This window comes from Pseudomonadota bacterium (genome assembly GCA_018242545.1).
Taxonomy (GTDB): domain Bacteria; phylum Pseudomonadota; class Alphaproteobacteria; order 16-39-46; family 16-39-46; genus 16-39-46.
Window position 1 is genome coordinate 1 of record JAFEBT010000112.1, and the last position, 2307, is coordinate 2307.

2 protein-coding genes are annotated in these 2307 nt (G+C 31.2%); both read right to left on the minus strand.

Annotation, left to right across the window (positions count from 1 at the left end; all coding sequences use genetic code 11):
- Positions 1–1114 (minus strand): hypothetical protein (locus JSS34_08820; GenBank protein ID MBS0186396.1); only part of this gene is annotated, 1114 nt, incomplete at its 3' end.
- Between the two features lie 398 nt (positions 1115–1512).
- Positions 1513–1950 carry a helix-turn-helix transcriptional regulator gene (locus JSS34_08825; GenBank protein MBS0186397.1) on the minus strand — a complete coding sequence of 146 codons (438 nt, stop codon included), beginning with the start codon at positions 1948–1950 and terminating at the stop codon, positions 1513–1515.
- Between the last annotated feature and the right edge of the window lie 357 nt (positions 1951–2307).

Consider the following 2307-nt stretch of genomic DNA (forward strand, 5'->3'; position numbering starts at 1 on the left):
TAGATCTAGGAAGAATAGATGATAAATGCCTTATATCTCTTGTAATAAAGGGAACACATAAAGTTAATCTATGTTGTGCATTTTCAAAGCATTCGAGAAAAAAACTATCATGTTGTTGTGGTGTTGCTAAAAGTTCATATTCTTCTGCTTTTGCATCTGTTTCAAAAACAAGAGAAGGAAGAACATCAAACCTTCGTTCAATCTTAGAAGAAGCATGAGGATGAAGAGATAAATGCTTATATTTTTTTAAAGTATCCCAAATTTCCTCAATAAAAGGATTTAAATCCCCTCCTTCTAAAACAACAGAAGACTCTTTATTTGATTGCATCTTTAAAGGGTTACTTAACCAATCAAAAGAACCGCAAGTAACAAGACTTCTATCAATAACAAGTAGTTTTGAATGGATAAAAGAGTTGCTTAATTTAATGCCTAAAGCTTCTAAAAAATGCACTTCTTCATCCGGGAGACCAGAGTCTTTATTAAAATACAAATAAACTTTCACATTGCGAGAAGAAGCCTCGCGTAAAGCATCAAAGAGTTGTCTATAAGATCGACGTGTGGATGAAAAAGAATGAGAAGTTATAAGGATAGACTTTTTTGCTTTTTGAATAGATGTCAAAAGATGGTCTTGATGGTGTTGAAATGTTGTTAAAAGTCGAGAAGAAATTTCTGAAGATTTTTTCTGTGAAGAGCTTTTCTCCTTGTCTGGAGCACAAGCTGTTTTTGTATCTAAAACTTTTGGATTTAAAAAATCATCACCACTACTTGCTGCGGCAGCAGCTGTAGATGATGGAACGATGTTAGAAGAAAGACATGGTTTTTTATATGGAAAAGACAAAGAAGATTTGTTTAACTCAAACTTTTCTTCCGTTTTTTCTACTGCGGCAAGAAACACTTCTTCCTCTGAAAGAGACTCAGAATGAAAACTTGATAGACTTAAAGGATCTCTTAAGGGTCTTTTTTGTCTGACACGAAAATCTTCAAATTCTTTTTGCGTAAGGGCTTTTTCTTCGACTTCCATACTTAGAGCATTTGGAATATTCCATAAAAAAATAAAAAGTAAGCTACTTGCATAGGAAAATATATTTTTCTTAATTATTTCAGAGAAATTCATAAAAAACACTCTTTTATTTGTATACAAAAAAAAATTGAAAATTTATTCAGAAACTTTAATTAATGTGTATCATATTATCTTAAAAGAACAAAGTAGAATAAAAAATAAGTGATGGCATGTTTTAGCCTTAGGTGCTGGAAAAGACTCTAGGAGCTTGTTAAATTATTCCCAGTTGAGATTTTTCCTTTGGTTTCTACGGTTCATTTACTTTAAAGAAGATTTCATTACTTCACAAATAAAACCCTATACTCTGTCCGTGTTGAGAGAACTCCCATAGCATTGGATGTGTCCTCTCAGTTTGGAACAGGTTATTTATCAAGATTAAGGAGTTTTTCTGCTCTTATTTTCTTTACACCACAGCCTTATACTCGATGCCTTCTAAGCTAGGATGAGAAAATCTAATAGTCAAGAGCATGCCTAAATACCCAGTTACAAAGATCTTTATCGATATAGTTCAAACTCTTGGAAAGCGAAAGGGTATAAAGAGCCCAAATAATCTCCACAACTTTTTTAGCAGGTAATGTCAAATTGTGCTCATGCATATAACTTTTGACAGTAGAAAAGGATTGAAAATACATCTCCTCATTCCATGGATAAATATGTTTAGGAAGAAGAGAAGACAAAATTTCTTCAGGGGTCTCTTTACTGATGAGGTCATCAACAGAGCATTCTAAAGCATGAGCAATTGCTTCTAAGGTTTTAAATGTAGGATTTGATTTTCCTAAAAGAATATTTCGGACAACACCAGTTCCTAAATGTGCTTTTGTTTCTAATCCTCTGGGAGAAAGATTTTTTTCTTTAAGTTTTTTTTCAAGTTGATCTTGGAGAGAGGTCATAGGGTTTTATAATCTGTCATTAAAAATTAAACTTACTTAAGATTATTTCTACCACAGAAAAGAGAGCTATTTTAAATTAAAAAGAGTTTTTTACTCAAAAAAGTTATTTTCGAAAGTTGACAACGATTTTAAAATTAATTAAGATGTTTTTGATCATCAAAAACGATGATTAAACAATTTTACTTTTAAAGCAGATCAAGGAGGTAGTCTAATTATGTTCAAAATTGAAGCAGAAGATTCCTTTATAATTAATAAAGAAGTCCAGTTTAGAGAATTGAATGTTGCTTTAACTGTTTTATCTATAATACTATTTCCATAAATTAAAATAACAAATAGACTTTTAAAAAGAAAAGAGAT